Origin of the sequence: Nocardiopsis quinghaiensis, from assembly GCF_008638365.1 — a bacterium.
GTDB lineage: Bacteria > Actinomycetota > Actinomycetes > Streptosporangiales > Streptosporangiaceae > Nocardiopsis > Nocardiopsis quinghaiensis.
The window spans coordinates 148777-173372 of record NZ_ML703338.1 but is presented as its reverse complement, the minus strand read 5'-3'; the positions used below and the strand labels follow the sequence as shown (position 1 = coordinate 173372).

Below are 24596 nucleotides of genomic sequence, written 5' to 3'. Positions count from 1 at the left end.
TATGAGGGAGACCGCGCCTTGGTTGCGGCTCTGGTGACCCTGCTGGTCACCGGATGCACCGCTCCCGTGGTCCCGGAACGAAACACTCGCTTTTGGGCTGGGCTGACGGAAAGAGCGTGTTGCGTATCGCCGGCGTACGCGACGCCCGGGTCCACGGTGGTCGCCACACCGCCGGGACGCTGTTGGCGGCACTGGGAATCGATCCCAGGACGATCCGGCAGATCCTCGGCCACTCGCAGATGTCGCAGACCGCCCGCTACATCCACGCCAGCAACGAACTCACCCGCGGAGCGGTGGACCGGATGGGAGAAGCACTATGGGGATGACCCGGAAACTGAGACCACAACTGAGACCAGATCAGCGACCTGGGGTCTCTCGTTCGAGAGAAACCCCAGGTCACAGGGGCGGCCCCAGCAGGATTCGAACCTGCGACACCCGCTTTAGGAGAGCGGTGCTCTATCCCCTGAGCTATGGAGCCATGGGTCTGACGGAGGTATCTCCTCCCCCGCCACGGGACCAAGCCTAACCCAGGATGGCTGTGGATGGGGTGTCGGTCCCCGCTTCCCGGGCGTGACTGGGCGACTCTGCGTGTATGGCGGAGTACGCTGACCTACGATTGGTTGTCCTGGAGCGGTGTGATGTTGTTCATGGCACATGTCATGTTATGACCACATGCGTGTCTTCGGTTGCTGTGGGAACCGGGGTGCGGCTTCGGCTCGCGCAGGGATGACCAGGTGTTCCGCCGAAGGCGGGGGCAGGGGGCGGTGGCGTGGGCGGGAGCCCTTGTACGGCCCGCTCCGTCCGGCGGAACGGTCTCGTGTGGCCGTATGTGGACATGTAGTACGTTGCCTTGCGGTCACGGGTAGGTGTTCGAAGAAAGCAGCCGGAGGATCATTCGTGCCGTTCACTTCTGATGCGGCGCGGCGCAGGTCCCGCGTGCCGGGTGGCAGCGGGGTGCTGACCGCCTTCGCGATGTCCTACCGCGTTCGTTTCGCCCAAGCGGTGACGCTCGTGGTCGTCACCGCGCTGCTCGTCGTGCCGGTACCCGTATCGGCGCTGGATCCGGCCGAGGCCAGCCTGGAGGAGTTCCGGCAGCGGGCGGAGGCCGCCTCGGAGGAGTTGGAGGAGACCACCGAGGAGCAGGCCGAGCGCCAGGAGGCGCTGGAGGAGGCCCAGGAAGAGCTGGTCGACACCCTCTACGAACTCCAGCAGACCGAGCTCGAACTCAACGAGATGCGCGAGCCGCTGGCCCAGCTGGCCAGCACCCTGTACAAGCGGCCCGACGGCGGAATACTCGCCGTGCTGGCGTCGGGGTCGCTCAACGAGGATCTGCGGATGCAGTCCTACGCGGCGAAGATCTCCGAGGACAACCAGGCGCTCATCCAGGAGGCCACCGACCTGCGCGAGGAGCAGGTGGAGCTGACGAGTGAGGCACAGGAGCTGCAGACCACCACCCAGCTGGAGCAGGTCGAGCTCGCGGCGGACATCGAGCGGCTGCGCGAGCAGTCCGAGGAGACCACGAACGAGCTCGTCGCGGAGCTGGAGGAGCGCGGCATCGACCCGGAGGCCTACATGGCCGCGGGCGACTGCGATCCCGCCGCGGCCGCGAACGCCGAGGGCGCCGCCAACGGCCTGCTCCCGGGGAGCGCCCTCTGCGACCTCTACGACGACAAGCAGCTGCGGGCCGACGCGGCCGTGGACTTCCTCCAGCTCAACGCGAGGTACGTGGACGAGTACGGCGAGAACATCTGCATCACCAGCGCCTACCGCGACCTGCCCAACCAGCACCGCGTCTACGCGCAGGTGGCACCCGGCTTCGCGGCGGTACCCGGTACGAGCAACCACGGACTGGGGCAGGCGCTCGACCTGGGTTGCGGCATCCAGAACTACAGGTCCGAGCGTTGGAACTGGATGGAGACCAACGGCGCCGACTTCGGGTGGATCCATCCGGCCTGGGCCAAGTCCAGCCCCTTCGAGCCCTGGCACTGGGAGTACACCCGCTGACGCCTCGGGGGCGGCCCGAGCGGGACCGCCCCCGGTGTGTTCCGGTCCCCTCCTCAGACGGGTTCCGGGGCGACCTCACTGGTGCAGTCGGCGCACCGGGTGGCCTTCCTGCTGATCTGGCTGAAGCAGTGGGGGCACTCCCGGGTGAGGCTCTCCTCGGCCCTGGCGAACCGCTCCAGGGCGTTGGCGGCGGGCAGCACCACGAAGAAGTACAGGATCGCGGCGGTGATCAGGAACGAGATCAGCGCGTCGACGAACGCGCCGTACGGGAAGCGGCTCCCGTTGATCTCGAAGTAGAGCTCGCCGAAGGACGGGACGCCGCCGAAGATCCCGAGCAGCGGGGTGATGAACCCCTCGGTGAACGCGGTGACGAGGTCGGCGAAGACCGCGCCGATCACGACCGCGACCGCCAGTTGCACCAGGTTTCCCTGGAGCAGGAACGTCTTGAAGCCTTGCATGGGGAACAGCCCTATCGAACTTGTCGGCCCCGCCCGGAAACAGGGGAGGGGCGGTTACCTTGGGTGTTGTCATTGTCACCGTGTCCGTGCGGGGGTGGGCACGAACGGACGGGCGCCGGAAGGGACGCCGTGCGTCCATGGTGCCCGTACCGGCACCGGGACGCGGCCCTTTCGGCGGAGGACCGACGACGCCGGGCCGGCTTCGCCCGCCGGGGGCGGCGGTCAACCGCGGATGGTGATGGACAGTCGTGAGGCGGTGGCGTGGCCCGCCAGGTTCCTGGCCTCGGCGGGTGTGGCGGCGATGAGGACCAGCGCACCCCTCTCCCCGCCCGGGCCGGTCCCCTCCGGCAGGGCCAGGACGGGACGGTCGCTGACCACCTCCACGGCGGGACCCGCACGGGTGGGCGCGAGGTCGTCGTGTCCGCTGGCGGCGAGGACGTCCACCCGGCTGCCGGGGGAGAGCAGGGCCACGGCACCGGGATCGGCGACCCGCACCGGTACGGCGACCAGGTCGGGGCCGTACGGCCGTGCGGGAGGGTCGGACAGGCGGGCGTCGGTGATCACCTCGCCGTGGCGCACCGGGGCGTTGAGGAGGAGTCCGGACGTCCGGGCGCCGACCGCCAGCGCACCGCTCGGCGCGGTGCCGGCGGGCAGGGACAGCTCGGTGAGGTCGTGCTCGGTGAGGGGCCCCGAGGCGTCGAGGTCACGGGAGGCGACGAGTACCTGGACGGTGGGCGCGGGGAGGGGCCGCACGGCCAGGACGGCGCTGACGAGCGCCACGGCGGTCAGGAGGGAGGCGAGGACGCGCCGGTACCGGTCCAGGAGGCGGACGGCCATCCGACGGTGCCGGTAGGGGGGTGGGACTTCGGCCATGGTTCAACGCTAGGCCGCGAAGAGGCCGTCCGGGCGTTGTCCACAGGCTCTCCGGCCGGGCTTCTTCCCGGGTGCCCGCGGAGGCGTGTCCCGCCTCGTGGGGCCGGACATGCCGCGCGCCGCCGAGGACTCGGCGGCGCGGTGGCGGTCAACGGCCCGGCGACTCAGCTGGCCGCGGTGCTGCTGCCGCTGGTGCTGGTGCTACTGGCCGTGCTCGCGGTACCGGTCTCGGAACCGGAGGAGCTCTTGGTGTCCGAGGACGATTCGGAGGAGCCGGAGGACTCGGAGGCCGCGGAGTCGCCGCCGTCCTTGCTCTCGCCGGAGCCGGTGAGCACGGAGCTGTTGGAGCTCTTTCCGCTGTCGGTGCGGTAGAAGCCGGAGCCCTTGAACACGATGCCCACGGCGGAGTACACCTTGCGCAGGCGTCCCTCGCACTCGGGGCAGACGGTCAGCGCGTCGTCGCTGAAGCTCTGCACGACCTCCATCTGGGCGCCGCACTCGGTGCACGCGTACTGATACGTAGGCACTGTTCGGGTCCTCCTTGCTGGCACTCTCGCCCGTTGACTGCTAAATAGTACGCGCTCGCCGACCAGAGGCGTGACAGGGCCTGGCACCGAACACGGACGTCGGGGCGCGATGCCGGATCGTCGCCGCGCGACCGCCAGCGACAACGCTTCCGTGGGTGGGTTTCATCCCGATTCAGTCCCGTTCAGGTCCGTTCGCCCGGCCACACGCCGGCGTCGAACACTCGCAGGCCGCCTCCGGGGGTGACCACGGCGTCCACCGGACGGTCGTGCGGTTCCGCGGGCAGCGACTCCACGAACTCCTCGTCGTGGACCAGGGCGATCGCCGGGGTGTGCGGGCCCTTGTGGACGAGGGCCCGGTCGTAGCACCCGGCGCCGCGCCCCAGACGCGTCCCCCACCGGTCCACGGCCAGCGCCGGACAGACCACCGCGTCCGTCCGCGCCAGCACCTCGGGCCCGTACCGGTGGCCGACGGGCTCCAGCAGGCCGTGCCCGGCGGGGGCCAGGGTGTCCGGCCCGTCGAAGGCCGCCCAGTCCAGGTCGCCGCCGGGCAGGAACACGGGCAGCAGCACGTACGTACCGCGCTTCCACAGGGCCGTCACCAGCTTGTGGGTGTCGGGTTCGCCGCCCACGGAGTAGTAGCAGGCGACGGTTCCGCCCATGGCCAGCCACGGCAGGTCCATGAGGGTGTCGCGGACCGCCGAGCCGGCCCGGGAGCGCTCCTCGGGACCGCGGCTCCGCCTCCGCTCCAGGAACCCCTTGCGCAGGCGGCCCTTGGCCGCGCGCCGCTCGTTCTCGTCCATGGCCCAAGTGTGGCACCGCCTCGGACCGGACGGCCTGCCCGGACGGTCGCCCCACACGGTGAACGCCGGGTGGCGGTTCGCCCCCCTCCTCCCGAAACCGTCGGAACTTCTTGGGGGCCGGCAGTGTGTGGGGACGCCGAGACGGCGGGGGACTGTCCTAAAGTGCCGACATGAGCGACTCCACCGACCAGAAGCGATCCTCCGGCCAGGGACACGTCACGAAGGCGGTCGTGCCCGCGGCCGGCCTCGGCACGCGGTTCCTGCCCGCGACCAAGGCCACGCCCAAGGAGATGCTGCCGATCGTGGACAAGCCCGCGATCCAGTACGTCGTGGAGGAGGCGGTCGCCGCCGACCTCCAGGACGTACTGATGATCACGGGTCGCAGCAAGCGCTCCATCGAGGACCACTTCGACCGGGCCTACGAGCTGGAGGAGGCCCTGGAGGCCAAGGGCGACGACGAGCGCCTGCGGTCGGTGCGCGAGTCCAACGACCTCGCCCAGATGCACTACGTCCGTCAGGGCGAACCGCGCGGCCTGGGCCACGCGGTGCTGTGCGCGGAGGCGCACGTGGGCGACAACCCGTTCGCCGTGCTTCTGGGGGACGACCTCATCGAGTCCGCCGACCTGCTGCGCCGCATGATCGAGGTCCGCGAGAAGCACGGCGGCAACGTCGTCGCGCTCATGGAGGTGGAGCCCGAGCAGGTGTCCCTGTACGGGTGCGCGGACATCGAGCCCACCGAGGAGGACGACGTCGTCACCGTCACCGACCTGGTCGAGAAGCCCTCACCCGAGCAGGCGCCGAGCCGCTGGGCCATCATCGGCCGCTACGTCTGCGACCCGGCGGTCTTCCCGATCCTGCACGAGACCCCGCCCGGCCGCGGCGGAGAGATCCAGCTCACCGACGCCCTGCGCGAGCTGACCCGGCGCAAACCCGAGGACGGGGGTACGGTGCACGGCGTCCTGTTCCGCGGCCGCCGCTACGACACCGGCAACAAGGCCGACTACATCCGCACGGTGGTGGACTTCGCCTGCCGCCGTCCCGACCTCGCCGAGGAGCTGCTGCCCTGGCTGCGCGACTTCGTCGACCGCCGGGAGGCCGGACGCCCCTGACGGGCCCCGGCGTCCCCGACCGAGTCCCGATCAGGGAACAACGGGGCACGGCGGGCCGGATCCGTCGCACGGAGGGCCGGACGTGGTGAGAATGGGCCGTGACACGTCTCCCGAGGCGCGGAAGGCGCATCACCACAGGAACCGCGAACCGGAAGGAACCCCGTGAAGAGCGTCGAGCAGCACGTCGCCGATGTCCTGAACCTGATCGCCGCCCCCGAGCCGACCGAACTGGACCTGCTCCAGGCGCACGGCACCGTGCTGGCCGAGGACGTGACCTCGCCCGTGTCCCTGCCGGGCTTCGACAACTCGTCCATGGACGGGTACGCCGTGCACGCCTCCGACCTGGCGTCGGCCGCCCCGGACACCCCGGTACGGCTGCCGGTGGTCGCCGACATCCCGGCGGGGGACCCCTCCCCGACCGCGGTCCTGCCGGGTATGTGCGCCCGCATCATGACCGGCGCGCCCATGCCCTCCGGCGCGGACGCGGTGGTTCCGGTCGAGTGGACCGACGGCGGCACGGCCAGGATGGCCGTCGACCGGCCGGTCAAGGTGGGCAACGCCGTGCGCCGCGCCGGTGACGACGTCACCGAGGGGACCACCGTGCTGCGGCCCGGTGTGCGGATCGGCCCGGGGGAGATGGGCGTCCTGGCGGCCGTCGGGCGCCGCTCCGTGCCCGTGTACCCGCGCCCCCGCGTGATGGTGCTCTCCACAGGTGAGGAGCTGGTCGAGCCCGGGCGCCCGCTCGGTCCCGGCCAGATCTGGGAGTCCAACAGCTTCATGATCGCGGCGGCCGCCCGCGACGTCGGATGCGAGGTCCACCGCCACGGCTTCGTCGGTGACGACCCCGAGACGGTGCTCGACACCCTGGAGGGCCTTCTGGTGCGCGCCGACATCGTCGTGACCACCGGCGGGGTGAGCATGGGGGCCTACGACGTGGTCAAGGAGGTGCTCACCCGCCAGGGCACAGTGGAGTTCACCCAGGTGGCGATGCAGCCCGGCAAGCCCCAGGGCTTCGGGACGGTCGGACCGGACCGGACGCCGATCGTCACGCTGCCCGGCAACCCGGTGAGCGCCTTCGTGTCCTTCCAGATCTTCGTGCGCCCCGCACTGCGCAGGCTGCGCGGGCTCGCCCCCGACACGCTGCCGAGCACACGGGCCGTCCTCACCGCGCCGGTCACCTCCCCCGCGGGGCGCCGTTCCTTCCTGCGCGGGGTGCTGGAGGAGTCCCCGCACGGCCCGAGCGCCGACGCCACGGTGGCCCCGGCGCTCCACCAGGGCTCGCACCAGCTGTCCGCGCTGGCCGGGGCCAACGCGTTCGTGGTGGTGCCCGAGGAGGTCACCGAGCTGGCCGCGGGCGCCTCCGTGCAGGTGCTGCGCCTGCCCGAACCCGCCTAGCGCTGTGACCGGAGAGGTCACAGTCCCATCCCCTGCGCGTGATCCTGTACTTATGGCGGGTCTCGAACGCCGAACCCCGCCATGAGTACAAGATCATCCATGCTTGGACCTCACGCGTCACACCGGCAACACTTCCGGTCAGTCAGCTGACCGACGGCCTTCGGCCGCAGCCCCTCCCACCAGCCACCCTGCCTCCACGCCCTCACCGCCGGGCGGAACGTCCCCGGCGTGTCGTACGGTCGTGATGACGCGGCTGACCCGGCCGCGTCCTGTGTTCGAACGGAGAGTTGGCGGGCCGATGACCGACACCCCACAGCCGGAGGGGGCCGACCACCCCTCCGGGTTCACCCACCTGGACCGATCCGGGGCCGCGCGCATGGTCGACGTCTCGGAGAAGCGGGTGAGCGCACGCACCGCCACCGCCACCGGCCGGGTGCTGCTCGGCCCGGAGACCGTCGCCGCGCTGCGCGGGGGAGAGGTGCCCAAGGGTGACGCCCTGGCCGTCGCCCGGATCGCGGGGATCCAGGGAGCCAAGCGCACCCCCGATCTCGTGCCGTTGTGCCACCCCATCGCCGTGCACGGCGTCGACGTGGACCTCACCGTCGTGGACGAGGGCGTGGAGATCAGTGCCACGGTACGCACCGCCGACCGCACCGGGGTGGAGATGGAGGCGCTCACCTGCGTCATGACCGCCGCCCTCGGGCTGGTCGACATGGTCAAGGCGATCGACCCCGGGGCCGAGGTCACACGGGTGCGGGTCGAGGAGAAGACCGGTGGCAGGAAGGGCGACTGGAGGCGCGGTGAGTGAGCCCGGGGGCCGTGTGCCCCGTGTCGCGGTCGTGACGGCGTCCAACCGCGCGGCGGCGGGCGTCTACCGGGACCGTTCCGGACCGGTGGTCGCCGAGCGCCTGCGTGAGCTCGGCTGCGCGGTCGTGGGCCCCTGGGTGGTGCCCGACGGCGCGCCGGTGGCGGAGGCGCTGGTCCGTGCCCTGGACGAGCGCCTCGACGCCGTCGTCACCACCGGCGGGACCGGTCTGACCCCGCACGACCACACGCCCGAGGCGACGCGTCCGCTGCTGTCCTACGAGATCCCCGGGATCGCCGAGGCGCTGCGGGCGGCGGGGCGGGACAAGGGCGTGCCCACGGCGGTCCTGTCGCGGGGCCTGGCCGGGGTCGCCGAGCGCGGCGGTCACCGGATGCTCGTGGTGAACCTGCCCGGCTCGCGGGGCGGCGCCGGCGACGGCATGGACGTGCTGGCCCCGGTGCTCGGACACGCCATGGACCAACTGCGTGGCGGCGACCACGCCCGTTCCGAATGACACCGAACAATGACCGGAATCACATCTCGGGCATTCCGTCCGTTGATAATTCCTTGGTTTGCCGTGGGTTTTCGGTACGTAAGTATTGGAGTTAGGAATCATCCGATTCCTGCCCCGCCAGAGTGATGACCAACACGCCACCCGCGGGGAGTGGAATACTGGAGTCCGTCACCGGAGACGGGGAACCGACACCTCCGTGTCCGGTGTCGCACCAGTGGGTTACGGTGCCGGGGGCATCGAAGGGACGGTCGTGAATCGCAGACAAGGGTGGCCCGTCACCTTGCAGGAGGGGCTGGTCGCGCTCCGGCCCCTGCGGCTGCGCGACGCCGCCGCGCTGCGGGACACCCGCGCGCGCAACGAGGAGTGGCTGCGTCCGTGGGAGCCGACCTATCCGGAGATGCCGCTGCGCACCACCGGGCTCACCCCCTACGTCTCGATGCTCCAGGCCGTCCGCAGGGAGGCCAGGCAGGGCCTGTCCATGCCCTGGGCGGTCACCTATGACGGCCGGTTCGTCGGACAGCTCACGGTGGGCGCCATCGTGTGGGGATCGGCGAGATCCGCGCAGGTGGGGTACTGGATCGACAGCGCCTACGCCGGGCACGGCATCACCCCGACGGCGGTCGCGCTGGCCGTCGACCACTCCTTCCTCCGTGTCGGACTCCACCGGATCGAGGCCAACATCCGGCCCGAGAACCGGGCGAGCAGGCGGGTGGTCACCAAGCTGGGCTTTCGCGACGAGGGGGTGCGCAGACGCCAGTTGCACATCGACGGGGCCTGGCGCGACCACATCTGCTACGCGGTCACCGCTGAGGAGGTCCCCCAGGGGCTGATGTACCGGTGGCGCCACGGAACACCTTCCGGACCGTCCGCTGAGTCCGGTTCCGGCCCTGGTTCCGCTTTGGGGCCACAAGGCCCGAAGGGCGGTCGGGACCCACGTGATCCGGCGAGCCCGTACCCGGGGCCGAACTGAACGTGACAGCATCACGGATACATCCGGAACCTAAACCCTACTTTAGCGACATTGATTCATTACTTTGCGTTGAATTGGTGCTGCGCTCCGCAGTCGAGGTTTGACCTGCGTTTTCACATCCCGGTGCGGGACGACCGAAACTGAGGGTCCACAATCTTGCGACACTCCGGTCGGAATGTGGCGCATTTATGGACACGGGGTCGTACCGTGCGGAACATAGACGCATTGACGATGCGGGCAACGCGTGGATATGGCAACCGGGAATCGTCCCGGTTCCGGGGAGGATCAGGAACGATGTCCCGGAGGGGAACATCGTCCTCCCCGGGAGTCCCACGCGGCGCGGTATCGACGAAGTGTCGATCAACGTCCAGTGGCCGTCATCGTGAGGAGGGGTGATGAGCAGCTCTCCTCTGTACCTGGCCATCGTGGTGGTGTGGCTCATAGTCCTCGTACCGATGCTGCTGCGCAAGGACTCCGTGGACGTCGTCCAGGAGGACCAGCGCCGTGAGGACGAGGAAGCCGAGGCGTCCGGCCGCGAGGAGTTCGATGACGGCCCCGAGGAGCGCGAGGACGACCCGGACGCCACCGAGACCCGGGTCCTCCGCCGCGGCGAGCACGGCACCGGTCCCGTGGGCGCGCCCGAGCCCCGTGAGCACGCACCGCGCCCGGGGCGGTACCGGGGCGCGCCCGAGACGCGCGCCCGCGTCATCGCCCGCCGCCGGCGCCGCACCAGCGCGCTGGTCCTGCTGAACGTCGCCACGGCCGTGGCCGTCGCCTTCGGCCTGGGGCCCTGGTGGGTGACCGTCCCGCCGGTGCTGCTGCTCGCCGGTCACCTGGTCCTGCTCCGGGAGGCGGCCAAGATCGACGCCGAGCGCAGGCAGGCGGTCCTGCGGGCCCGCCGCCGCGACATCCTGCGCTCCCGCCGGGCCGAGGAGGAGCGGAGGCGCGACGCCGAGCGGGAGGCCAAGGTGATCGCCCTCAAGGAGCGGCACAGCCAGGTGTACGACCAGTACGCGGACGCACGGCTCAGAGCGGCCGGGGACTGACCGCGGCCCGGGGTGGGAACCGTGTTCGGACCACCCCGGGTTTCCTGCTAGTCTGGTTCACGTCTTCAGGGGCTATGGCGCAGTCCGGTAGCGCACCTCGTTCGCATCGAGGGGGTCTGGGGTTCAAATCCCCATAGCTCCACCGAAGGTCAGACGGTCCTCCGGGGCCGTCGACACAGGGCGGGACCCTGGACATGGGAGGCGATCGGGAGGTTCTCCGATCGTCTCCCTTCGTGTTTCCCCTCGCGACGGCACCAGGACGGCCGGAGGAGCTCCGATCCGGGGATGCTGCTGTTCCCTGCGGCGGGCGGTCGTTTCCGGACCGGAGCCCCGAGTGTCACCGGCGAAGCGGCTATCCCCTGTCGCGGGGTGGCCGGTACTCCTCCAGCGTACTCTCCGCGACTCCTCCGCTCCCGGGGCGGCGCCGCCCCACGAGGTCTTCGCGGCGGTAACTTGCCGCCGTATAGTCCAGGGCATGGCAGACGGATACCACCATGGAAACCTCAGGAGCGCCGTTCTGGAGAAGGCGGCGGAGGCCATCGGCAGGGAGGGCCCCCACGCCTTCAGCCTGCGCTCGCTGGCGGTCGAGCTCGGGGTCAGCCACACCGCTCCCCGGCACCACTTCGGCAGCCGGGAGGGCGTGCTCAACGCCCTGGCCACCGAGGGGTTCCACGAGCTGGCCGACCGGCTGCGGGCCAACCGCGAGGCGGGCGGCGACTTCCTGGACGCGGGCGTGGAGTACGTGCGCTTCGCCACCGACCGCCCGGCGCACTTCGACGTGATGTTCACCCCCAGCCTGCTGGGCACGGACGACGGGGAGCTGAACGCCGCGAGGACGGCCGCCTTCGACGAGCTCCGCACCGGGGTGGACTCCCTGACCGAGCAGGGCCGGGGGGCCGAGGACGCGGCCGCCGCCCTGGTCGCCGGGTGGTCGATCGTGCACGGCGTCGCCACGCTCGCCCTCACCGGGAACCTGGACGGGTCCGGCCTGCGGAGCCTGTTCCAGGACACCGACCTGCTCACCATCACCCGCCGCAGCGCCGGACTGCTGTTCGGCCCGAGGACACCCGGTTCCCGCCGCGAGGACTGACGCCCTCCGTCCCAGGCGCCGTGTCCGGCGTGGTCCCGTCGTCGGCCGCGGGGAGGACGCGGCGGCGGCTCCGGGCGCCCCTCCAGCCGCGCTCTCCCGGCCGCCTGGGAGGTCAGTGGCCGGAGACGTACTCGGCCCGGACGGCGTAGATGGCGGCCTCGGTGCGCGAGTGCACCTGGAGCTTCTCCAGGATCTTGCGCACGTGGTTCTTGACGGTGTTCTCGGTGATGAAGAGCCGTTCGCCGATCTCGCGGTTGTTCAGTGACCGGGCCAGCAGCTTGAGCACCTCGGTCTCGCGCCGGGTCAGCTCGGGGATGGTCGGACGGCTGGGCGGCGCGCTCTCCTGCTTGGCCAGCTCGGCGAACTCCCCGATGAGCTTGGTCGCCATCGCCGGGTTGATGAAGGACCGGCCGTCGGCGATGGCGCGCACCGCGCGGGGAAGCTCGGTCACCGAGATCTCCTTGAGCAGGTAACCCGTGGCGCCCGCCTTGAGCGCGTCGAAGAGGTCGGACTCCTCGTCGCTCATGGTCAGCATGACGAACTTGGTGTGGGGGACCGCCTCGCGGATGCGCGGACAGGCGTCGATGCCGTTGGAGTGCGGCATCCACACGTCCATGAGCACCACGTCGGGCCGCATCTCGGCGGCGAGCCGGACCGCCTCCTCGCCGTCGCCCGCCTCGCTGACCACGCTGATGTCCCTCTCCTCGTCCAGGACGGACACCAGGCCGCGCCGGAAGAAGGCGTGGTCGTCCACGACCATGACGCGGATGGGGCGGATGCGGGAGTCGTCTCCGTGCGGATGGTCCTCCACGTTCGGTGTGAGGGCCAGGGGGCTCGGGGGGTGCGGACTCACGACGGTGCCTTCCATGCGTATGACAGCCAGGGGGAGACGGAGGCTCCACGTCCTCGCTTCCGGGACAGACGGCGGTGTCGCCCGCGCGTGCCGCCTTGGGGTGGCTCTTTCCACTTTAGGCGGGCTTCCTGCCGACTGCGGCGGTAACGAACGAACTTACCGCCCGCTACCCCGGCCATCTCGGTGGAAAACGGTGCGAACGCTGTCACGGGAATCCTGTCAGAGGGGCGCTCGCGGAGGAAGACGGCAGGATAGAGGAAAGGTATATATCCGTCTTTATGACTGACCGAAACAGGGTGTGTGGGGGCTCCGTCCCTGCTTTCCCGAGGGCGCGGCACCGTGCCGCGACGACGGAGAGTCATTGGTTTTCGGGTAGGGTGTAACATTACAAAGGTGGGCATACCTCAGGTTTCCGACATCTCTCCCGGCGGATCCTGCCTGGTGCCCGACCACGGTGCTCCGGGAGGCCTTACTCCGGGGTCCCGGCGCCTACCCTGTTTTCCACTTCGGGGACAATAGGTAATCCATCGCTCTCGGTTATGACGGCGCTGGTGATTTTGCCGTCAGTGGACCTTCTTTTGGTATGCCAAAGGAGAGGGCGTGTTCTGTGGGCAATAATGGAGACCCGCCTGAACTGCGGAAACAGCCCAGGGGACGGTTATTTGCGCGGTGCCGTCAGGGGTTTGGCGATGCCCATGCCATAAAACGATGAACATTCGACTTCAGGTCTTGCGGACGGAGAGCGTTCTACGCCATCGTTGTCGTGGGATGGGCTGGAAACCACACGAAAGGTAGATGCCATGACCACGCATATGATTACTGCCCGTGACAACGGGTGGTCCTGGTACTGACCAGCCTGCCGAAGGGCTCCGACGAGCCCTCGGCACCGGGCCTGACCAGTTCACGCCGACCTGGTCGGGCCCTCTCCCTTCTCCGCGTCCCCTCCCCGGGGCCGGGGAACCGGCGAACGGGGATTTGACCGTGGACGCCACCGGGTAGGGATCCGGACGATGACCCCCGGTCCGGCCAGGGCCGGACCGCGCGACCGTGAAGGGGCGGATCAGCCGTGTCCGACTCCCCCCGGCACCCCGGTGGGTACCAGCCCTCCGAGGAGCCCGCCCACCCGTCCCCGGCGGAGCCCGCGCCGGCCGGAGGATACGAACCACCGCCACCCGAGCCCCCTCCCCGGCAGCTGTCGGAGACCACGGTCGAACCGGTGGAGGAGAACGAGCCGCCGGTCGCGGCCGAGCGCTTCCGCCGCACCACACCGGCCCGGCGCAAGGTCATCCCCGCCCACCGGGGCCGCGGGCACTGGAGGCTGGTCACGGGGACGCTGACCTACGTGATGGTGGTCGGCGGGATGGCCGACTACGTCGAGCCGGAGACCCGCGCGCTCGCCCACCTGGCGTTCTGGCTGGCCACCGGGGCCGCTTTCCTGGTCACCCTCGGACGGGAGCGCCGCCACGGCTGGGAACCGGGACCGCGCTGGCCCTGGCTGGTCGGGGCCTTCGGCGGCGCGCTGGCCGTGGAGGGGCTGATCCTGGCGGTCGGCTCCCCGACGATCATCCTGGGCTCGGTGATCCTGCTGGGCTTCGGTCTTCTGGTGCTCATGCTCCTGGGCTGAGCGGCACGGCCGGAGGGTGTTCTCCCCGGAGGAGCGCGCGGCCCGGGCGGCGCGCGCGGAAGCCTCGGGGGAGGGTCAGGTGGCCTCGCTGTCGAAGGGCGGACGCTTGCCGTTGAGCCTGGCCACGGGCTTCTTCTCCGTCTCCTCGTCCTCCCAGAAGTGCTTCTGCACGAAGCGCTTGGGATGGAGGTCCTGCACGTCGAAGTCCTTGAACTCCGGGCCCAGCCCCTCCTTGAGGTCGTTGGAGGCGGAGTTGGCCATGGTCCGCAGCTGGCGCAGCACCCGGCCGACCTGCTGGGCGGCCTTGGGCAGCTGGTCGGGGCCGAAGATCAGCAGCGCGAACAGGAGGAGGAGGACGAACTCTCCTCCGCTGATGTTGAACATGCGCGCCCTCGTCCCTCGGTGTACCGACCGGTTTCAGGTTAGCCGGTATCGGAGAGGTTGGGTAACCCTGCCCCTGTTGGTCCGGGTGCCGGACGAGGACCGGCCCTCCGCTCGGAGAGCGAAGGGCCGGGAGAACGGCGTCCTGGCCCGGACGCCTGGCCGGTGTCCGGATCACGGGGCCGCCGGGCGGTGCCCCGGGTCCGGGCCCCGGTCGTGGTTTATCGAACCCGATTCCGGCTGCTCGGGCGTACTGACAAGGAAAGGATCGTGGTCGCGGGTGGTGATGCCGGACGACGTCCGGCACCCGCGAGCCGCGGAAGAAACGCGTTCAGACCGCTCAGACCGCTCTGACATCCGCCGCCTGCGGGCCCTTGGGGCCCTGGATGATGTCGAACTCGACCTTCTGATCCTCTTCCAGGTTCCGGAAGCCGGTGCCCGCGATCGCCGAGTAGTGAACGAACACGTCGGGCTGACCGCCCTCGACGGCGATGAACCCGAAACCCTTTTCAGAGTTGAACCACTTCACGGTGCCCTGAGCCATGTGCTCTCCCTTAGGGACTACTGCGGGGCCGCACCCTGCTGGCCCCGGGTCGCCGGGCGCCGGACCGGCGGGTAATCCCCGTATCGACGAGCGCCCACGTGAAGTTCCGCGAGGCGCCTTGGGCATCCATGGAAACTACAACAGCAACCAGTTGCTGACAGTACCAGGGAGGGTGGCGCCGTGCCGAGAGTCCCCACACGGGAATCGTCCTCTTCCCGTGTCCTGTTTCGGCTACTCAGAACTGTTGATTTCCGCCCGCCGGACCACTAATGGAGTTCGGTGGAATGCGGGTTACCGGTGAAGTGCTCAGGAACCGCCGCTGCCGTAGATCCACACGTCGAACCACAGACGCTCGCGCCACACCGCCTCGTCGATCGGGTACGCCGACAGCACCGGGTAGAAGTACGCGAAGCAGGCCACGATCAGTAGCAGGACCACGCCGTAGACGATGCCGCCCACCGCCCTCAGGTAGGGGGCGAAACGCGGACTCCCCTCACCGGCCCCCAGCACCAGGCCCAGCGCCAGCACGATCGCCAGGATCAGGAACGGCAGCACCGGGAGCGCGTAGAACAGGAACATGGGGCGGTCCGGGTAGGCGAACCACGGCAGCCACCCCGCCGCCACGGCCAGCAGTACGGCGCCCGCGCGCCAGTCGCGGAAGGTCACCCACCAGCCGAACACCACCGTCAGGGCGAGCAGGCCGCCCCACCAGATGACCGGCGTGCCGATGGAGACCACCGAGGTGACGCAGTCGCCGGTGTCGCACCCGACGGCCTGGCCGTTGTAGTGGAACATCACCGGGGTGCGCATGACCAGCCACTCCCACGGAGCGGAGATGTAGGCGTGGTCGCTGGTCAGGTCGGTGTGGAAGGCCATCATCCGGCGGTGGTAGTCCACCAGGCTCCACAGCGCCTCCAGGGGCGCACCCAGGAGTCCGGGCAGCCAGTCGGGCGCCATGCCGTCCGCCTGGTCGCGGTTGTAGCCGCCGCGGGTGAACAGCCATCCCGACCACGAGACCAGGTAGACGGCCCCCGCGACCACCACGGTCTGCACGAACGCCGGAACGGCGTCGATCCCCAACCACCGCCAGAACGGGCGCTGCTGGCCCACACTGCTGCGGGCTCCGTAGTCCCACGCCACCGTGAGCAGGCCGAAGGCCGCGACGAAGAACAGGGCCGACCACTTGGTGCCGACCGCGAGGCCGAAGCACAGCCCGGCCGCCAGACGCCACCAGCGCATCCCCAACCAGCCCACCGAGACCAGGTCCGTCCCCGCCTCCGCCAGGCGGGCCAGTCGCTCCCTGGTTCCGTCCCGGTCGATCACCAGGCACGTGAAGCCGGCCAGGATCCAGAGGGTGAGGAAGATGTCCACCATGGCGATACGGCTCAGCGTGAAGTGCAGGCCGTCCAGCGCCAGGATCAGCCCGGCCGTGCATCCCAGCAGCACCGAGCGGGTCATCCGGGTGGCCAGCCGCACCAGGATGAGGACCGAGACCACCCCGGCCAGGACCGAGGCGAACCGCCAGGCCTCCGGGGTCATGGACGTGCCGAACGGCAGGAGCGACCACAGCCAGTCGCCCAAAGCGATCATCCACTTGCCGACCGGCGGGTGCACGACGAAGTCGCCCGCGCCGGTGAAGATGTCCTGGTGGCCCTGGGCGAGCAGGTCGTCGGCCCCGACCGGCTCCTCCACGGTCTCGTGCTCGTAGCCGAACTCCTGGAGCCCGTAGGCGTCCTTGGCGTAGTAGGTCTCGTCGAAGTAGATGCGGGCGGGCTGGCCGAGGTTGACGAACCTCAGGGCTCCGGCGAACAACGCGACGAGGACGGCGCCCAGCCAGCCCAGCCAGCGCGGGGCCGGGTCGACGGGCAGGAGGCGGGCGCGGATCGGCGCCGACCGCGGCGGGGGCGAGGGCTCGGCCTCGGAGGAGTGTGCGGTGGTGGTCATCTGGTGTATGGGGTGGATACTCCCGCCTTCAGACGGGGGAGGAAACCCGTGCCTCCTTCTGTGTGGTGTAGGCGTAACCGTTCGCCCGTCGGAGCAGGCGCAGGTTCTTCCACGAGGTCTTGGCGGGGCCGTGCGGAGCCTGCGGGGTGTGGCTGCCGCCGCCGCATCCGGCGACCAGGACCGTGGAGACGGCCGCGGTGGTGGCTTCGGGCATCTCCCCTCGCACGTGTTCCACACCGGGTGCCACGCTCAGGCGGCCTCCGCGTCCCGTTCCGTCCCTGTCCCCCGGGTGGCCCGCTGACGCGGGCTCCGGGGCGGACCGCTGAGGAAGCACGGCCCGGTGGGTCTTCTCACCTGTGTGGAACGTAGCCAACGGGTCACCTCCCTGGTGTTGGCTGGTGCTGGTAACGGCGGGCTTCCAACCGCGAGGGCTGTAAGCCCCTCCCTTGGAGGGGAACCCGTTACCTCGGCTCGTAGGTTGGGGTCGGAGATGGCCGTCCTTTGCGGACGGACCACGAAACCAGGTTTCGGGCGGCGTGACAGAGCCAACCGTAGCGCGCGACAGGACGGGGATCACAGTGGTTGAGGGTGGAGCTGGGGCGAGGGAGACAGGGACCCTGACGCTCGCCGGTGTGCCCATCGGGAACCTGGAGGACGCGCCGCCCAGACTGCTGCGCGCGTTGGAGGGCGCACGCGTCATCGCCGCCGAGGACACCCGCAGGCTACGCCAGTTCGCCTCCCGCGCGAACGTGCGCCTGGGCGGGGCCGAGGGCGCCCGTGTGGTGTCCTACTACGACGCCAACGAGAGCCGCCGCACCGACGAGCTGCTCACCGACCTGCGCGGCGGACGCGACGTCCTGGTCGTCACCGACGCCGGGATGCCGGGGGTGTCCGATCCGGGATACCGGCTGGCCGCCGCGTGCGGCGAGGAGGGCATCCCGGTGACCGCGATCCCCGGCCCGTCCGCCGTGACCACCGCACTCGTGGTCTCGGGGCTGCCGACCGACCGTTTCTGCTTCGAGGGCTTCCCGCCGCGCAAGGGCCTGTCCGGCTACCTGGCCGACCTGGCGGCCGAGCGCCGCACGATGGTGTTCTTCGAGAGCCCGCACCGCGTCGCGGCCACCCTGCGGGCGATGGCCGTGGCCTTCGGCGCCGATCGGCGCGCCGCCGTGTGCCGAGAGCTGACCAAGACCTATGAGGAGGTACGCCGGGGCGGCCTCGGAGAGCTGGCGGAATGGGCCGCGGAGGGCGTGCGGGGCGAGATCTCCGTCGTCGTGGAGGGCGCCCGCCAGCGCCCGGAGGAGACCGGTGACGCCGACCTGCTGGCCGCGGTCTCCGAACTGGAGGAGGAGGGCGTGCGCCGCAAGGAGGCGATCGTCCGTGTGGCCAAGGGGACCGGCGTTCCCAAACGCCGGATCTACGACCTGGTGCACGGCATCGTGTCCGCCGACCGGGCCGGCTGAGGGCCCAGGCCGGTGCGCCGGGAGGGGCGTGGACCACCGCGCGGGAGAGCCGGAGGGTCCGGAACCGGTGGGTCCGGAACCGGAACCTTTCCCGGCGCGGTGCGTCTGACCAGGTGAACGGGTCGCCCATCGATGAGGATCGCTCCATGAGAAGTCAGCTCTTCCAGCAGGCCCAGGAGACCGGCCGGCCGGGGATGCACCTGCAGAACCACAAGATGCTCCGGGTGGGCCTCAACGGCGAGTTCCTCGCCCGTCAGGGCTCCATGGTCGCCTACCAGGGGCGGATCGACTTCTCCTACGAGGGGTCCGGCAGCGTCGGCAAGTTCTTCAAGAAGGCCTTCACCGGCGAGGGGCTGCCCCTGATGAGGGTGTCCGGGCAAGGTGACGTGTTCCTGGCCCGCGACGCCTGGGACGTCCACCTGGTCGACCTGGAGGACGAGCAGCTCACGGTCAACGGCACCAACGTGCTCGCCTTCGAGTCCGGGCTGGACTGGGACATCCGCAGGGTCGAGGGCGCGGGCATGGTGACCGGCGGCCTCTTCAACACGGTCTTCGGCGGGCGCGGCAGGGTGGCCATCGCCTGCCACGGTTCCCCCGTGCTGCTCGACGTCGACCAGCCGACCTTCGTGGACACCGACGCCGCGGTCGCCTGGTCCACCTCGCTGCGCGCGGGTGTGCGTCGCACGTTGAAGGCCGGAGCGCTCATCGGCAGGGGCAGCGGCGAGGCGTTCCAGCTCGCCTTCGAGGGGCAGGGCTTCGTCCTGGTGCAGGCATCCGAGGGCGCCCCGGCGCCCGCCCAGGCGGGCTGACCCGCCCGATCCCGGCGCCGGACCGGTCCACGCGTGTGAGCCGGTCCGGCCCCGGACGCGGGCGGGGCCCCGGGCGCGTACGTCCCGGGGCCCCGTGCCGGAGCGGGTGCGATCGCTACACGACCGCGCCGTCGTCGGCCTCGCGGGCGGCCTTGGCGGCCACCTTCTGCTTGGCCTTGCGCTCCTTGACCACGTGCGGCGGATCGGTCTTGTCCCACCTCTGCAGCCAGATGGCCAGCGGTACGGCGACGAACACCGTGGAGAGCACACCCGTGCTCAGACCGACCAGCATGGCGATGGAGAAGTCCTGGAGCGAGGACCCACCGAGGAAGGTGAGGAAGCCCAGGATGATCAGCGCGCCGACCGAGGTGTTGACGGTACGCGGCAGGGTGTTGAGCACCGCGCGGTTGGCGATCGCCGGGAACGTCGACTTCTCGTCCCTGGCCCACTCGTCGCGCACCCGGTCGAACACCACCACCGTGTCGTTGACCGTGAAGCCGATGACACTCAGCAGCGCTGCGAGGAACACGCCGTCGATCGGCTTGCCCCACCAGATGAACAGACCGATCACCAGGGCCAGGTTGAACGCCAGCGACAGCATGGTGGAGACGCCGAACGACCAGCGGAAGCGCCAGGCCAGGTAGACCAGCTGCAACGCGAGTGCAGCGCCCAGGGCGATCAGTGCGCGGTTGCGCAGTTCGTCGCCCATGCTCGGACCGATCAGCTCGTCGCTGATCCGTTCCACGCCGCCGGTCTCCTCGGTCAGGGCGTCGGCGATCTCGGCGGCGTCGGTGTCGGAGATGTCGCCGGTGCGCACAGCGATGTCGCTGTCACTGGACTCCTGCACCACGGCGGTGTCCGAACCCGGGAAGTCGAGTCCCGAGATGATCTCGCGGGCCTCGTTCACCGAGATGTCCTCGTCGCCGGTGATCTCGTACTCCATCACGCGACCGCCGGTGAACTCCACGCCCAGGTTGGTGTCGCGGATCAGCGGTGCGGCGATCGCGGCCGCCACGATCAGTCCCGCCACGGCCAGGCCCTTGCTGCGGTGCTTCATCAGGTCGGGGTTCTTCTCGACCAGCCAGCTGCGGACCCGGCCGATCCTGTTCAGACCGCTGATCCCCGGGTGGTTGCGGACGACCGCCCGGCGCACCGCCCACTCGACGAACACGCGCGCGATGACCAGCGCGGAGAACATCGAGACGAGGGTACCGATGCTCAGGGTCACACCGAAGCCCTGGACCGTGCCCGAGGCGAAGATGAACAGCAGGGCCGCGGCGATGAGCGTGGTGATGTTGGTGTCGATGACCGCGCTCCACGCCTTGCGGGAGCCCTCGACGAACGCCTTCTCCAGGCTCGGCGGGATGGCCCGGCGACGGCGCCGGGCGAGTGCCCTGGACCCGGTCTTGGCGGCCTCGTCCTCGGTGGCGTCCCGCATACCCGCGGACTTGTTCGCCTCGTAGGTCTTCGTCTGGCGCTGGTACTCCTCGCGTGCGCGTTCGAAGATCAGCACGTTGGCGTCGATGGCCATACCGATCGCCAGCACGAAACCCGCCAGACCCGGCAGGGTCAGCGTGGCGCTGATGGCGACCAGGGCTCCGTAGGCGATCAGCGTGTAGAACGCCAGCGCCATCGAGGCCAGGAAGCCGACCAGGCGGTAGACCAGGGTGATGTACAGCGCGGTGAACGCCAGACCCAGGACGGCGGCGATGGCGCTGGCCTGGATCGCGGCGGCACCGAGGGTCGGGCCGACCGTCTGGCGCTGGACCTCGGTGACCGGCAGCGGCAGCGAACCGCCCTCGATCAGCACGGCCAGCTCGCTCGCGGACTCGCTGGTGAAGCTGGGGCTGGTGATGGTGGTGGAGCCGCCCGGCATGCCCACGTCACAGGCGAACTCCGGGTTCACCTCCGGGGCGGAGATGATCTGCTCGTCCAGCACGATCGCCACCCGGCGGCGCGGGTCGCCCTGCGGGTAGCAGGCGGCGTCGGCGGTCAGCTGGGTCCACTGCTCGGTGCCCTCGCCCCGGAAGTTGACGTTGACCGTCCACTGCGCCCGGTTGACGTTGTCCAGCGTCGCGTCGGCGCTGGACACCTGGTCGCCCTGGATGACGGACTCACCGAGCTGGAGGTTGGTTCCCTCCGAGTCCGGAAGGGTCATCACGACGTCTTCGGGGTTCTCGGCGGAGGGGCCGGCGGGAGCCTGCTGCTGGCCGTCCATGCCGCTCATGAGCTCTTCCATCTGCTCGGGCGACATCTCCTGGCCGCCGCCCTCACCGCCCTCGGGCGCGGCCTCGCCACCGCCCTCGGTGTCGGCCGGGGGCCGGGCCTCGTCGGCGGTGGCCTCCGGGGCGTTGGCGGAGTCCCCGGTCGGCGGGGCCTGCACGCCCTGGCCGCCCTCCTGGCCGACGCCCAGCACCGAGTGGAAGGACAGCTGGGCGGTCTGGCCGACGATCTTCGCGGCCTCCGCCGGGTCCTGCACGCCGGGCAGTTCGACGATGATCCGGTTCTCGCCCGAGCGCGACATGGTCGCCTCGGCCACACCGAGGCTGTCGATGCGCTGGCGCAGCACCTCGACGACCTTGTCGGTGTTCTCGGAGCTGGCCGGTGTGCCGTCGGGGCCGTCCTGGGTCTCCAGGACGATCTGTGTGCCGCCGCTGAGGTCGAGCCCCAGGCGCGGCGGGATGAACCACGCCGCGCCGAAGGCGACGAGGATGACGAGAAGGGAGATGAGCGCGCGTATCCAGCGCCCTGCGGCTCCCGTTTGACTGGACAAGGGGTCGGTACCTCTCACTGCGAATACGGAAGTCCGGACGCGTGCCAGATCGGGGCGCGCGTCCGGGGTGGTCAGACGGTGGTGTCCGCGGTGAGAGGGGGAGCCCTCGTCGGTGGCAGCTCCCCGTGGGCGGCCTGTTCGGGAACGGGGTCGAGGACCGGGGGCGACAGCGGCCACCAGGGCTGGTCCCACACCGCCAGACGCAGCGCGCAGTCGGGCACCGCGTCCGGGAGGTCGCGCAGCACCGAACGTTGGTCGCAGGTGGAGGCGGGCGGCCCGACGGTCACCATCGGTTTCTCGGCCAGGTCCGCGCGCTCGCGCGGGGTCGCCCTGTCCTGCCCGGCCGCCTGGTCCGGCGCGTGCTCGGGGGCACTGAGCAGACCGTGCGGCGGCAGGGGCGGTGAGGCCGGCTGCCCGACACCGGAGGCGACGGGGAAGGACAGTATGACGAGCAGTACCACGCTGGTGAACAGCGCGGTGGTGTGCCGGGCAGGGCGGGATAGGGCACCGGTAACCATGGTGACCACCGCCTCAGGTAGGAACCGGGGGGAGGGCGCTGTCCGTCGCCGCGCGCCCCGGTGGCACACGGCCCGTCCAGCAGAGCATAAGGGCAGCGGCAAGCCCCGGGGAATGTCCTTTTACTCCGGGTACCGCTCCGGGGACGGGACCACGTCGGCCCCGGCGCGGCACGGCACCGGGCCCCTCGCGTGCCGCCATGCGGAAAGGCGTGCGCGGCAGGCCGTCGGCCCCTTTAGGCTTGGGTCATGTCGTCGAATCGCCACATCCTGACCGCGGTCGCCTGGCCCTACGCCAACGGACCGCGCCACATCGGCCACGTGTCCGGCTTCGGAGTGCCCTCCGACGTCTTCTCCCGCTTCCAGCGAATGTCGGGCAACCACGTGCTGATGGTCAGCGGCACCGACGAGCACGGCACCCCGGTCCAGGTGCTGGCCGACCAGGAGGGCGTGAGCCCCCGGGAGCTGGCCGACCGCTACAACCGGATCATCGCCGAGGACCTGGTCGGCCTCGGCCTGTCCTACGACCTGTTCACCCGCACCACCACCGGCAACCACCACGCCGTCGCCCAGCAGCTGTTCACCGCGCTGCACGAGAACGGGTACGTCTTCGCCCACACCACCAAGGGCGCGGTCTCCCCGTCCAACGGCCGCACGCTACCCGACCGCTACATCGAGGGCGTCTGCCCGATCTGCGGCTACGACGGCGCGCGCGGCGACCAGTGCGACAACTGCGGCAACCAGCTCGACCCCATCGACCTCATCTCGCCCCGCTCGCGGATCAACGGCGAGACACCCGAGTTCGTGGACACCGAGCACTTCATGCTCGACCTGCCCGCCTTCGCCGACGCCCTCACGACCTGGCTCAAGGACAAGGAGGGCGAGTGGCGGCCCAACGTCCTCAAGTTCTCCCTGAACCTGGTGGAGGACCTCCAGCCGCGCGCGGTCACCCGCGACCTCAACTGGGGCGTGCCCGTACCGCTGGAGGGCTGGAGCGACAACGCCAACAAGCGCCTGTACGTGTGGTTCGACGCGGTCATCGGCTACCTGTCCGCGTCGGTGGAGTGGGCCAGGCGCATCGGCGAGCCCGAGGCATGGCGCCGCTGGTGGCAGAGCGAGGACGCCCGGTCCTACTACTTCATGGGCAAGGACAACATCGTCTTCCACTCGGTGGTCTGGCCCGCGATCCTGCTGGGATCCAACGGCGAGGGCGACCGGGACGGCGAGCCCGGGCCGCTGGGCAGGCTCGACGTGCCCACCGAGGTGGTCTCCAGCGAGTTCCTCACCATGGAGGGGCGCAAGTTCTCCTCCTCGCGCCGCGTGGTGATCTACGTGCGGGACTTCCTGGAGCGCTACTCGGCCGACGCGCTGCGCTACTACATCATGGCCGCCGGACCCGAGACCCAGGACACCGACTTCACCTGGGCCGAGTTCGTGCGCCGCAACAACGACGAGCTGGTGGCGGCCTGGGGCAACCTGGTCAACCGCTCCGTCTCGATGGCGGCCAAGAACCTGGGCGAGATTCCGGCCGCCGGCGAGCTCACCGACGAGGACCGCCGGGTGCTGGAGGAGTCCGGGGCCGCCTTCGCCAGGGTCGGCGAGCGTCTGGAACGGTCCCAGTTCAAGGCGGGGCTGCAGGAGGCCATGCGCACCGTGGCCGAGGCCAACAAGTACATCTCCGACCAGGCCCCGTGGGCGCTGAGGAAGACCGACCCCGAGCGGATGGCCACCGTGCTCCACGTGGCCCTCCAGCTGGTCCAGGACGCCAACACGCTGCTCACCCCGTACCTGCCCGAGTCGGCGAACAGGGTGTACGCGATGCTCGGCGGGACCGGCACCTGGACGGGCATGCCCCGCATCGACAGCGGCCACGACACCATCGGCGGCTCGGCGGAGGAGGTGGAGTACCCGGTCATCACCGGGGACTACGCCGACGACGAGGCGCGCTGGGAGTCCAGGCCCATCGCGGCGGGCACCCCGCTCAGCCGTCCGGAGCCGCTGTTCGCCAAGCTCGACCAGTCGGTGGTGGACGAGGAGCTGGCCCGACTGGAGGGCGAGGCCGGGTGACGGGGACCGTCGGGTCCTGATTCCGGGAAGTC

The 24596-nt window shown here is 70.4% G+C and carries 24 protein-coding genes and 2 tRNA genes; 14 read left to right on the top strand and 12 right to left on the bottom strand.

Annotation, left to right across the window (positions count from 1 at the left end; all coding sequences use genetic code 11):
- Window positions 1-116: 116 nt before the first annotated feature.
- Window positions 117-326, top strand: coding sequence for a tyrosine-type recombinase/integrase (locus FYX01_RS01990; protein WP_223830264.1), 210 nt, complete (start codon window positions 117-119; stop codon window positions 324-326).
- Window positions 327-405: 79 nt separating this feature from the next.
- Here FYX01_RS01990 and FYX01_RS01985 read toward each other — a convergent pair.
- Window positions 406-478, bottom strand: a tRNA-Arg gene (locus FYX01_RS01985).
- Between the two features lie 419 nt (window positions 479-897).
- Here FYX01_RS01985 and FYX01_RS01980 point away from each other — a divergent pair.
- A complete protein-coding gene (locus FYX01_RS01980) occupies window positions 898-2004 on the top strand; it encodes a D-alanyl-D-alanine carboxypeptidase family protein (protein WP_150236888.1) in 1107 nt (368 codons plus the stop codon).
- Between the two features lie 53 nt (window positions 2005-2057).
- On the opposite strand, the gene mscL is transcribed toward FYX01_RS01980, so the two are convergent.
- The 4 genes from mscL to FYX01_RS01955 form a co-directional block, all read right to left on the bottom strand.
- Window positions 2058-2462 (bottom strand): large conductance mechanosensitive channel protein MscL, encoded by a 405-nt coding sequence (gene mscL, locus FYX01_RS01975; RefSeq protein WP_150236886.1) that lies wholly within the window; start codon window positions 2460-2462, stop codon window positions 2058-2060.
- A 222-nt stretch (window positions 2463-2684) separates the two neighbouring features.
- Window positions 2685-3335, bottom strand: coding sequence for an SAF domain-containing protein (locus FYX01_RS01970; protein ID WP_150236884.1), 651 nt, complete (start codon window positions 3333-3335; stop codon window positions 2685-2687).
- A gap of 164 nt (window positions 3336-3499) precedes the next feature.
- The gene (locus tag FYX01_RS01960; protein WP_150236880.1) at window positions 3500-3862 is read right to left on the bottom strand and encodes an FmdB family zinc ribbon protein; all 363 of its coding nucleotides are present in this window, start codon (window positions 3860-3862) and stop codon (window positions 3500-3502) included.
- 182 nt (window positions 3863-4044) lie between these two features.
- Window positions 4045-4662, bottom strand: a complete 618-nt coding sequence (locus tag FYX01_RS01955; protein WP_150236878.1) for a 5-formyltetrahydrofolate cyclo-ligase — start codon at window positions 4660-4662, stop codon at window positions 4045-4047.
- Between the two features lie 170 nt (window positions 4663-4832).
- On the opposite strand from FYX01_RS01955, the gene galU reads away from it, so the two are divergent.
- The 8 genes from galU to FYX01_RS01915 all read left to right on the top strand — a co-directional run bounded on the left by galU (window position 4833) and on the right by FYX01_RS01915 (window position 11591).
- A complete protein-coding gene (gene galU, locus FYX01_RS01950) occupies window positions 4833-5771 on the top strand; it encodes a UTP--glucose-1-phosphate uridylyltransferase GalU (protein ID WP_150236875.1) in 939 nt (312 codons plus the stop codon).
- Between the two features lie 162 nt (window positions 5772-5933).
- Complete coding sequence (glp, locus tag FYX01_RS01945; RefSeq protein ID WP_150236873.1) at window positions 5934-7166, top strand: molybdotransferase-like divisome protein Glp; 1233 nt, start codon at window positions 5934-5936, stop codon at window positions 7164-7166.
- A gap of 298 nt (window positions 7167-7464) precedes the next feature.
- On the top strand, window positions 7465-7974 hold the full coding sequence (moaC, locus tag FYX01_RS01940) for a cyclic pyranopterin monophosphate synthase MoaC (protein ID WP_150236871.1): 510 nt from the start codon (window positions 7465-7467) through the stop codon (window positions 7972-7974).
- Window positions 7967-8485 carry a MogA/MoaB family molybdenum cofactor biosynthesis protein gene (locus tag FYX01_RS01935; protein ID WP_150236869.1) on the top strand — a complete coding sequence of 173 codons (519 nt, stop codon included), beginning with the start codon at window positions 7967-7969 and terminating at the stop codon, window positions 8483-8485. Before moaC ends, FYX01_RS01935 begins: the two co-directional genes overlap by 8 nt.
- Before the next feature lie 250 nt (window positions 8486-8735).
- Window positions 8736-9455, top strand: coding sequence for a GNAT family N-acetyltransferase (locus FYX01_RS01930; RefSeq protein WP_150236867.1), 720 nt, complete (start codon window positions 8736-8738; stop codon window positions 9453-9455).
- Between the two features lie 395 nt (window positions 9456-9850).
- A complete protein-coding gene (gene sepX / locus FYX01_RS01925) occupies window positions 9851-10501 on the top strand; it encodes a divisome protein SepX/GlpR (RefSeq protein ID WP_150236865.1) in 651 nt (216 codons plus the stop codon).
- A gap of 68 nt (window positions 10502-10569) precedes the next feature.
- Window positions 10570-10643 (top strand) — tRNA-Ala (locus FYX01_RS01920).
- Between the two features lie 333 nt (window positions 10644-10976).
- Entirely contained in the window at window positions 10977-11591 is a 615-nt protein-coding gene (locus tag FYX01_RS01915) for a TetR/AcrR family transcriptional regulator (RefSeq protein WP_150236863.1), read from the top strand.
- A gap of 112 nt (window positions 11592-11703) precedes the next feature.
- Here FYX01_RS01915 and FYX01_RS01910 read toward each other — a convergent pair whose 3' ends face one another.
- Window positions 11704-12444: a response regulator gene (locus FYX01_RS01910; protein WP_394350422.1), complete on the bottom strand. Its 741-nt coding sequence runs from the start codon at window positions 12442-12444 to the stop codon at window positions 11704-11706.
- A 1066-nt stretch (window positions 12445-13510) separates the two neighbouring features.
- Between FYX01_RS01910 and FYX01_RS01905 the strand changes: the two genes are divergently transcribed.
- Window positions 13511-14068 carry a hypothetical protein gene (locus FYX01_RS01905; RefSeq protein ID WP_150236859.1) on the top strand — a complete coding sequence of 186 codons (558 nt, stop codon included), beginning with the start codon at window positions 13511-13513 and terminating at the stop codon, window positions 14066-14068.
- A 75-nt stretch (window positions 14069-14143) separates the two neighbouring features.
- Here the strand turns inward: FYX01_RS01905 and FYX01_RS01900 are convergent, their stop codons facing one another.
- The 4 genes from FYX01_RS01900 to FYX01_RS01885 form a co-directional block, all read right to left on the bottom strand.
- Window positions 14144-14452 (bottom strand): sec-independent translocase, encoded by a 309-nt coding sequence (locus tag FYX01_RS01900; protein WP_150236857.1) that lies wholly within the window; start codon window positions 14450-14452, stop codon window positions 14144-14146.
- Between the two features lie 337 nt (window positions 14453-14789).
- Window positions 14790-14993 carry a cold-shock protein gene (locus FYX01_RS01895; RefSeq protein WP_017543917.1) on the bottom strand — a complete coding sequence of 68 codons (204 nt, stop codon included), beginning with the start codon at window positions 14991-14993 and terminating at the stop codon, window positions 14790-14792.
- Between the two features lie 306 nt (window positions 14994-15299).
- Window positions 15300-16937, bottom strand: a complete 1638-nt coding sequence (locus FYX01_RS01890) for a dolichyl-phosphate-mannose--protein mannosyltransferase (protein ID WP_150236855.1) — start codon at window positions 16935-16937, stop codon at window positions 15300-15302.
- A 28-nt stretch (window positions 16938-16965) separates the two neighbouring features.
- Window positions 16966-17151 (bottom strand): hypothetical protein, encoded by a 186-nt coding sequence (locus FYX01_RS01885; RefSeq protein ID WP_150236854.1) that lies wholly within the window; start codon window positions 17149-17151, stop codon window positions 16966-16968.
- 364 nt (window positions 17152-17515) lie between these two features.
- Here FYX01_RS01885 and rsmI point away from each other — a divergent pair, with 364 nt between their 5' ends.
- On the top strand, window positions 17516-18400 hold the full coding sequence (rsmI, locus tag FYX01_RS01880) for a 16S rRNA (cytidine(1402)-2'-O)-methyltransferase (RefSeq protein WP_150236851.1): 885 nt from the start codon (window positions 17516-17518) through the stop codon (window positions 18398-18400).
- Window positions 18401-18546: 146 nt separating this feature from the next.
- On the top strand, window positions 18547-19209 hold the full coding sequence (locus FYX01_RS01875; RefSeq protein WP_150236849.1) for an AIM24 family protein: 663 nt from the start codon (window positions 18547-18549) through the stop codon (window positions 19207-19209).
- Between the two features lie 115 nt (window positions 19210-19324).
- Here FYX01_RS01875 and secD read toward each other — a convergent pair whose 3' ends face one another.
- Together secD and FYX01_RS01865 are read right to left on the bottom strand one after the other, a co-directional pair.
- On the bottom strand, window positions 19325-21982 hold the full coding sequence (gene secD, locus FYX01_RS01870; RefSeq protein WP_150236847.1) for a protein translocase subunit SecD: 2658 nt from the start codon (window positions 21980-21982) through the stop codon (window positions 19325-19327).
- A 71-nt stretch (window positions 21983-22053) separates the two neighbouring features.
- Window positions 22054-22509 carry a hypothetical protein gene (locus FYX01_RS01865; protein WP_150236845.1) on the bottom strand — a complete coding sequence of 152 codons (456 nt, stop codon included), beginning with the start codon at window positions 22507-22509 and terminating at the stop codon, window positions 22054-22056.
- A gap of 237 nt (window positions 22510-22746) precedes the next feature.
- Between FYX01_RS01865 and metG the strand changes: the two genes are divergently transcribed.
- On the top strand, window positions 22747-24564 hold the full coding sequence (gene metG / locus FYX01_RS01860) for a methionine--tRNA ligase (RefSeq protein WP_150236843.1): 1818 nt from the start codon (window positions 22747-22749) through the stop codon (window positions 24562-24564).
- Window positions 24565-24596 lie beyond the last annotated feature (32 nt).